The organism is Aestuariivirga sp. (assembly GCF_044239095.1).
Lineage (GTDB): Bacteria > Pseudomonadota > Alphaproteobacteria > Rhizobiales > Aestuariivirgaceae > Aestuariivirga.
On the sequence record NZ_JBIICB010000286.1, the window covers coordinates 1 to 5,355 of the forward strand.

The following is a 5,355-nucleotide window of genomic DNA, read 5'->3' on the forward strand; positions in this document are numbered from 1 at the left end:
GGAGAGGGCCGCGTCGATCTCGTCCTCCGCGGGCTTCAGCGTCAGCGACAGGAGGCGGCGCACATCGAGCGGGACGTTGAGCGTTTGCGGAAACCGCTGCGGCACATAGCCCACGCGCAGCCCCTTCGAACGGATGATCTCGCCCGAGGTGAGCGGCTGAAGGCCGAGGAGGCAGCGCACGAGAGTGGACTTGCCCGCACCGTTCGGGCCGATCACGGTCACGATCTCGTTGGGCCTGACGTCGAGGTTCACTCGGTCGAGAATGGTGCGTCCGCCGATCACCAGGCTGGCGTCGCGCGCGCTGAGGATGGCATTGGCGACCTTCAGCATCAGCCCTCCCTGCCGCAGGCACTGCACAGGCCTGAGAGTTCGACCACACGGCGGTGCACATGGAAGCCCTGCTCGGTGGCTGCCGCCTCAAGATTGGCGAATGCCGCAGGTGCATCGAGTTCGGCCACGAGTCCGCAGCGCTCACATACCAGAAGGGCGGCAGGCTTGCCGTCATGAGGGTGGGTGCAGGCAATGAAGGCGTTGCGGCTCTCGATCTTGTGAACGAGCCCATGCGCCTCCAGGAAATCCAGCGCGCGGTAGACCGTGATGGGGGCCGGCCGCGGACCACGGCTGGCCATGCGCTCGATGATGTCGTAGGCGCCAACCGCCAAATGGCTCTGCGCCACGCAGTCGAGCACGTCGCGCCGCTGTCCGGTCAGGCGGGAGCCGCGCCGTTCACAGGTGCGCTCCGCGCGGCTCAGCAACTCGGCCGTGCAGTGTGCATGATCATGATGGGTCGCGGGGAAACTCATCCTGTTACAATATTACATTCTTGCAGTGAGTTCCAGTTCCATCCACCATGGCATCCATCATTTGAAGGAGTCCCAGCATGTCCGGCACAGCCAAAGCCACGGTTTTCATCGACAACGACCGGGTGATCGTCACCGAATACCGGTTCGCGCCAGGCGCCAACACGGGTTGGCACAAGCACGGCCACGATTATGTGGTGGTCCCGCTGATGGACGGCAGGGTGCGCCTCGAGACCCCGACGGGGCCCGCCCATGCCGATATGAAGAAGGGCGTGCCCTATTTCCGGCAGGCCGGGGTGGAACACGACGTCATCAACGCCAATGACACGGAATACGCCTTCATCGAGATCGAACTCAAGTAAGGTGGAGGAATGATGCGCCGTGCAACGCTTGCCCGCAGCCTGCCTTGCCCCGTTCCGGCGGCAGCGGCGTGAGGGCCTGCTGATGCATCCGGAAGGGCGGGAACGATGAAGATCCTGGTTCTCAATGCGGGCTCTTCATCCCTCAAGTTTGCCGTATTCGACGGCGGGCTCCGGCTCATCATCAAGGGGCAGGTCTCCGGAATCGGCTCGAGGCCGCGCCTGGAGGCCGGCGACGACCCGGTTCGCGATGTGCCGGATGTCACGACACCCACCGAAGGACTGCTCGTGGCGGCCCAATGGCTCTCCGACAATGGCCATGAGCCGGACCATTTCAACGCCATAGGCCACCGCATCGTTCATGGCGGGACGCAGTACGTGACGCCGGTCGCCGTCAACGATGCGGTGCAGCACGATCTTGAGGCACTCAGGGCGCTTGCGCCGCTGCACCTGCCCTTCGGGCTCGGTGTGCTGCGCGAGATGCGCCGGGTGGCGCCCGAGGTTCCGAACATTGCCTGCTTCGATACGGCATTTCATGCCACCCAGCCCGAGCTTGCAACGCGGCTGCCGCTGCCCCGCGCCTATTTCGACAAGGGCTATCGCCGCTATGGCTTCCATGGCCTCAACTATGAGCATGTGGTTGAAGCCCTGCCCCGCCTTTCGGGAAAGCCCCTGCCGCGCCGGCTGCTCGCCGCCCACCTCGGCTCGGGCGCATCGATGTGTGCGATCCATGATGGCAAGAGCGTCGCCACCACCATGGGGTTTTCCACCGCCGACGGGCTGGTCATGGGAACGCGCACCGGCTCGATCGACCCCGGCGTGCTGGTGGCCCTGATGCGGGACGAGCACTTGACCCTCGACCAGCTCGAAGACCTGCTCTACCGCCGGAGCGGGCTTCTTGGCCTCTCCGGCATCTCGCCCGACATGCGCATTCTGCTGGCGAGCGACCGCACCGAGGCCATCGAGGCGGTCGACTACTACTGCTTCTCGGCCGCCCGGCATGCGGCTTCACTCATCCCGGCACTGGGCGGCGTCGACGCGATCGCCTTCACGGGCGGCGTGGGCGAGAATGCAGGGCCCGTGCGCGCCCGCATCCTGTCGCATCTCAAGTGGCTGGATGTACCGCTGGACAGGATCCATGTCGTGCCGGCGAACGAGGAACTCACCATCGCCCGCAATGTGAGATCGCTGCTCTAGAAGGACTGCATCAACGCATGGCCAGAAGCAGCGCGCCCGTGGCCACGATGTCATCAACCGTGGCGCCGCGCGAGAGATCGGAGACCGGGCGGGCGAAACCCTGCAGAACGGGGCCGATGGCCCGGGCGCCGCTCAGATACTGCGTCAGCTTGTAGGCGATGTTGCCGGCGTCGAGATCGGGGAACACCAGGACATTGGCGCGGCCCGCCACCTCGCCTGCATCCTTCATCTTCCTGGCGGCGACACCCGGTGACAACGCAGCATCGCCCTGCAACTCGCCATCGATCAGGAGATGCGGGGCCTTTTGCCTGGCGATGCGCAGCGCTTCCACCACCTTGTCGACATCAGGGTGGCTGCCGCTGCCTTTCGTGGAGAAAGAGAGCAGCGCCACGCGGGGCTCCTCGCCGAGGGTGCGCGATGCGCTCTGCGCCGAGGCAATCGCAATGTCGGCCAGTTCTGCCGCGCTGGGCTGTATGTTCACCCCGCAATCCGCGAAGACCAGCCGCCTGTCCGGCCACTGCATCAGGAAGAAGCTCGAAGGCGTGTCGATTCCGTCCGCCAGCCCGACAGTCATCAGGGCCGCCTCGATGACACGTGCCGTCGGATTCGCAGCACCAGCCAGCATGGCGTCGGCCTCGCCCGCGGCAACGGCCGCGCCCGCACGGTAGAGCGGCTTCTTCAGCAGACGCGCAGATATTGAATCACTCATCTTTTCGCGGCGCGAACGGAGAATGGCGACATGCTGCGGCTCAACGCCCGGCACATCCCCGGCGCCGAAGACCACGGGCTCCGCAAGGCCCTCCGCACGCAACAGCCGGGCTGCTTCCTGGATCCGCGCATCCTCGCCTTCTGGCATCACCAGTTTCAGCCCTCTGCCCTTGATTTTGGCCTTGGCTTCGTCAATCACGTTCATTCGACAACCTCTCCGGATGGTGCCTATGTCAGCAGAAGAAAAGATCGAAATCCACCGCGGCCTCAAGGGCGTCTATTTCGAGCGTTCCGGCACCACCTTCATCGATGGCAAGGCGGGGGAATTGCGCTATCGCGGCTACTCGATCCACGATCTTGCGGAGCAGTCCTCCTTCGAGGAGACGGCCTACCTGCTGCTGCACGGCGAGCTTCCCACCACCGCACAGCTCACGGAATTCGATGCGCGGCTCAAGAGCGCGCGCAGGCTTCCAAAGGAGGTGCTCTCGATCATCGAGACGATGAAGCAGGCGCACCCGATGGACGTGTTGCGCACGGCCGTCTCCGCGCTTGCCGCTTTTGAGCCTGACAGCTTCGACAATTCCATCTCGGCGACCCGCGACAAGGGCATCCGTCTTGCATCGATGGTGCCGATGATCGTTGCGTTTCATGAGGCGATCCGCAATGGCCGCGCGATCCCCGAGCCGGACCAATCGCTCTCGCACGCGGCGAACTTCCTGTGGATGATCACTGGCCGCAAGCCTTCGGCCCAGGCGGCTGAGCTGATGGACCGCGATCTCATCCTTCACGCCGAGCATGGCAGCAACGCCTCTTCCTTCACTGCGCGTGTCGTCATCGGCACCGAAGCCAACCTGCATGCTGCGATGACCGCAGCCATCGCAGCACTCTCGGGGCCAGCGCATGGTGGTGCGGCTGAGGACGTGATGCGCATGGCGCAGGAAATCGGTACGCCCGAGAACGCCGCGGCCTATGTGAAGGCCAAGCGCGCCGCAGGCGAGGCGGTGACAGGCTTCGGCCACCGCGTCTACCGCACGGAAGACCCGCGCGCGCGGCACATGCGCGACGGCGTGGAGACGCTCTCGCGGGAAATGGGCGAACCCAAGTGGTTCGCGATCCTGCAGGCCGTCGTTGACGCCATGAAACCTTACGCACGCTTCGGTGTGAATGTGAATGTTGATTTCTATTCGGGCGCGATCTACTACCTGAATGGCATTGCGCCGGATTTGTTCGTGCCAATCTTCGCGGTAGGACGCGTGCCCGGCTGGACGGTGCAATGCATAGAGCAGTTGCAGAACAACATCCTGATACGTCCGCTGACGCTGTATGACGGGCCCGCGGCCCGCCCCTATGTGCCAGCCGCCAGCCGCAAGGACATGTGAATCCACATTCTCGCCCGGTCAACGCCACATTGGGCGTTCACGGTCTCCTCACCTGAGTGACCGCACGCAGAATTGCGGCATGAGGTGCGGGACGGCCGCAAACAGAGGAGCTGGCAGGGGATGCAGAAGAGCCAAAGTCCTTCCGGCAAGCAATCGCCAGTTCGAGAGCAGGCCGATACCGGCCCGGAGGAGAACAGCTGGCCACATGCCGCTTTCATTGAACCATTTTCCCGCGAGGAGCTTCTGGCCCGCTATCGCCGGCAGCGGGCCTTGCCGGATGATCCGTTTGAAAAGCGCGGGAAACCCATACCACCGCCAGGCTACCGGGACCGGATCATGTCCCAGCCGCGGCCACCGTCGCAGTTTCTGCAGCCTGAGGGCGCACAGGCACCCACGCCACCGCAGCGGATGACGCTGAGCCTGCCCCAGACCTTTGCCGTTGCCGCCGCCATGGCGCTGGCCGCCGGAGCGGGCGTCGGGATCATCAATTCACATCTGTTTTCAGGTGCCGGAACGCCGGTGGCGCCGGCCTCTGATTTGGCGCCGGTCCAGACCAGCGCGCTGAAGGCGGCCACCCCGGCCGCCCAGACGGACAAGGTGACGGTGATCGCCAAGAAGCCGGTCGCCACCGCCTCGCTGGAAGTATCCGACGCCGCCGGCGAGACGAACAGCTTCATCCCCCTGGCACTCCATGCGGCACCAGCCGAAACAGGCAACGACATCCTCCTTAAGGTTTCCGGCATTCCGGAGGGTGCCTATCTCACGTCCGGACGCAAGGACGAAGACAAGATCTGGGCATTGACGCTGGCGGAGCTGAAGGACCTGAAGCTCGTCGTGCCCGAGACGAAGGATGCCGAAATCGATCTTGCCGTCGCAGCCTTCGAACCGGCGACGGGCGAACTGGCAGCGCCC

7 protein-coding genes are annotated in these 5,355 nt (G+C 64.6%); 4 read left to right on the plus strand and 3 right to left on the minus strand.

Features of this window, described 5'->3' with window-relative positions; all coding sequences use genetic code 11:
• Together ACILRA_RS19245 and ACILRA_RS19250 are read right to left on the minus strand one after the other, a co-directional pair.
• A partial coding sequence (locus tag ACILRA_RS19245; RefSeq protein ID WP_395663674.1) for an ATP-binding cassette domain-containing protein occupies positions 1 to 330 on the minus strand: 330 nt, incomplete at its 3' end.
• The gene (locus ACILRA_RS19250) at positions 330 to 803 is read right to left on the minus strand and encodes a Fur family transcriptional regulator (RefSeq protein WP_395663675.1); all 474 of its coding nucleotides are present in this window, start codon (positions 801 to 803) and stop codon (positions 330 to 332) included. The genes ACILRA_RS19250 and ACILRA_RS19245, both read right to left, overlap by 1 nt.
• 77 nt (positions 804 to 880) lie before the next feature.
• Between ACILRA_RS19250 and ACILRA_RS19255 the strand changes: the two genes are divergently transcribed.
• Complete coding sequence (locus tag ACILRA_RS19255) at positions 881 to 1,162, plus strand: cupin domain-containing protein (RefSeq protein WP_395663676.1); 282 nt, start codon at positions 881 to 883, stop codon at positions 1,160 to 1,162.
• 105 nt (positions 1,163 to 1,267) lie between these two features.
• A complete protein-coding gene (locus ACILRA_RS19260) occupies positions 1,268 to 2,356 on the plus strand; it encodes an acetate/propionate family kinase (protein WP_395663677.1) in 1,089 nt (362 codons plus the stop codon).
• A 10-nt stretch (positions 2,357 to 2,366) separates the two neighbouring features.
• On the opposite strand, the gene ACILRA_RS19265 is transcribed toward ACILRA_RS19260, so the two are convergent.
• Complete coding sequence (locus ACILRA_RS19265; protein ID WP_395663678.1) at positions 2,367 to 3,269, minus strand: phosphate acyltransferase; 903 nt, start codon at positions 3,267 to 3,269, stop codon at positions 2,367 to 2,369.
• 25 nt (positions 3,270 to 3,294) lie between these two features.
• Here ACILRA_RS19265 and ACILRA_RS19270 point away from each other — a divergent pair, with 25 nt between their 5' ends.
• Both ACILRA_RS19270 and ACILRA_RS19275 read left to right on the plus strand, forming a co-directional pair.
• Positions 3,295 to 4,443 carry a citrate/2-methylcitrate synthase gene (locus ACILRA_RS19270; RefSeq protein WP_395663679.1) on the plus strand — a complete coding sequence of 383 codons (1,149 nt, stop codon included), beginning with the start codon at positions 3,295 to 3,297 and terminating at the stop codon, positions 4,441 to 4,443.
• Between the two features lie 120 nt (positions 4,444 to 4,563).
• Positions 4,564 to 5,355, plus strand: a 792-nt coding sequence (locus tag ACILRA_RS19275) for a hypothetical protein (RefSeq protein WP_395663680.1), incomplete at its 3' end; no start/stop codon positions are given.

What these genes read in the sequence shown, in the direction of transcription:
- ACILRA_RS19250 (WP_395663675.1), bottom strand. Translation starts at nt 803, where the DNA reads ATGAGTTTCCCCGCGACCCATCATGATCATGCACACTGCACGGCCGAG.
- ACILRA_RS19255 (WP_395663676.1), top strand. Translation starts at nt 881, where the DNA reads ATGTCCGGCACAGCCAAAGCCACGGTTTTCATCGACAACGACCGGGTG.
- ACILRA_RS19260 (WP_395663677.1), top strand. Translation starts at nt 1,268, where the DNA reads ATGAAGATCCTGGTTCTCAATGCGGGCTCTTCATCCCTCAAGTTTGCC.
- ACILRA_RS19265 (WP_395663678.1), bottom strand. Translation starts at nt 3,269, where the DNA reads ATGAACGTGATTGACGAAGCCAAGGCCAAAATCAAGGGCAGAGGGCTG.
- ACILRA_RS19270 (WP_395663679.1), top strand. Translation starts at nt 3,295, where the DNA reads ATGTCAGCAGAAGAAAAGATCGAAATCCACCGCGGCCTCAAGGGCGTC.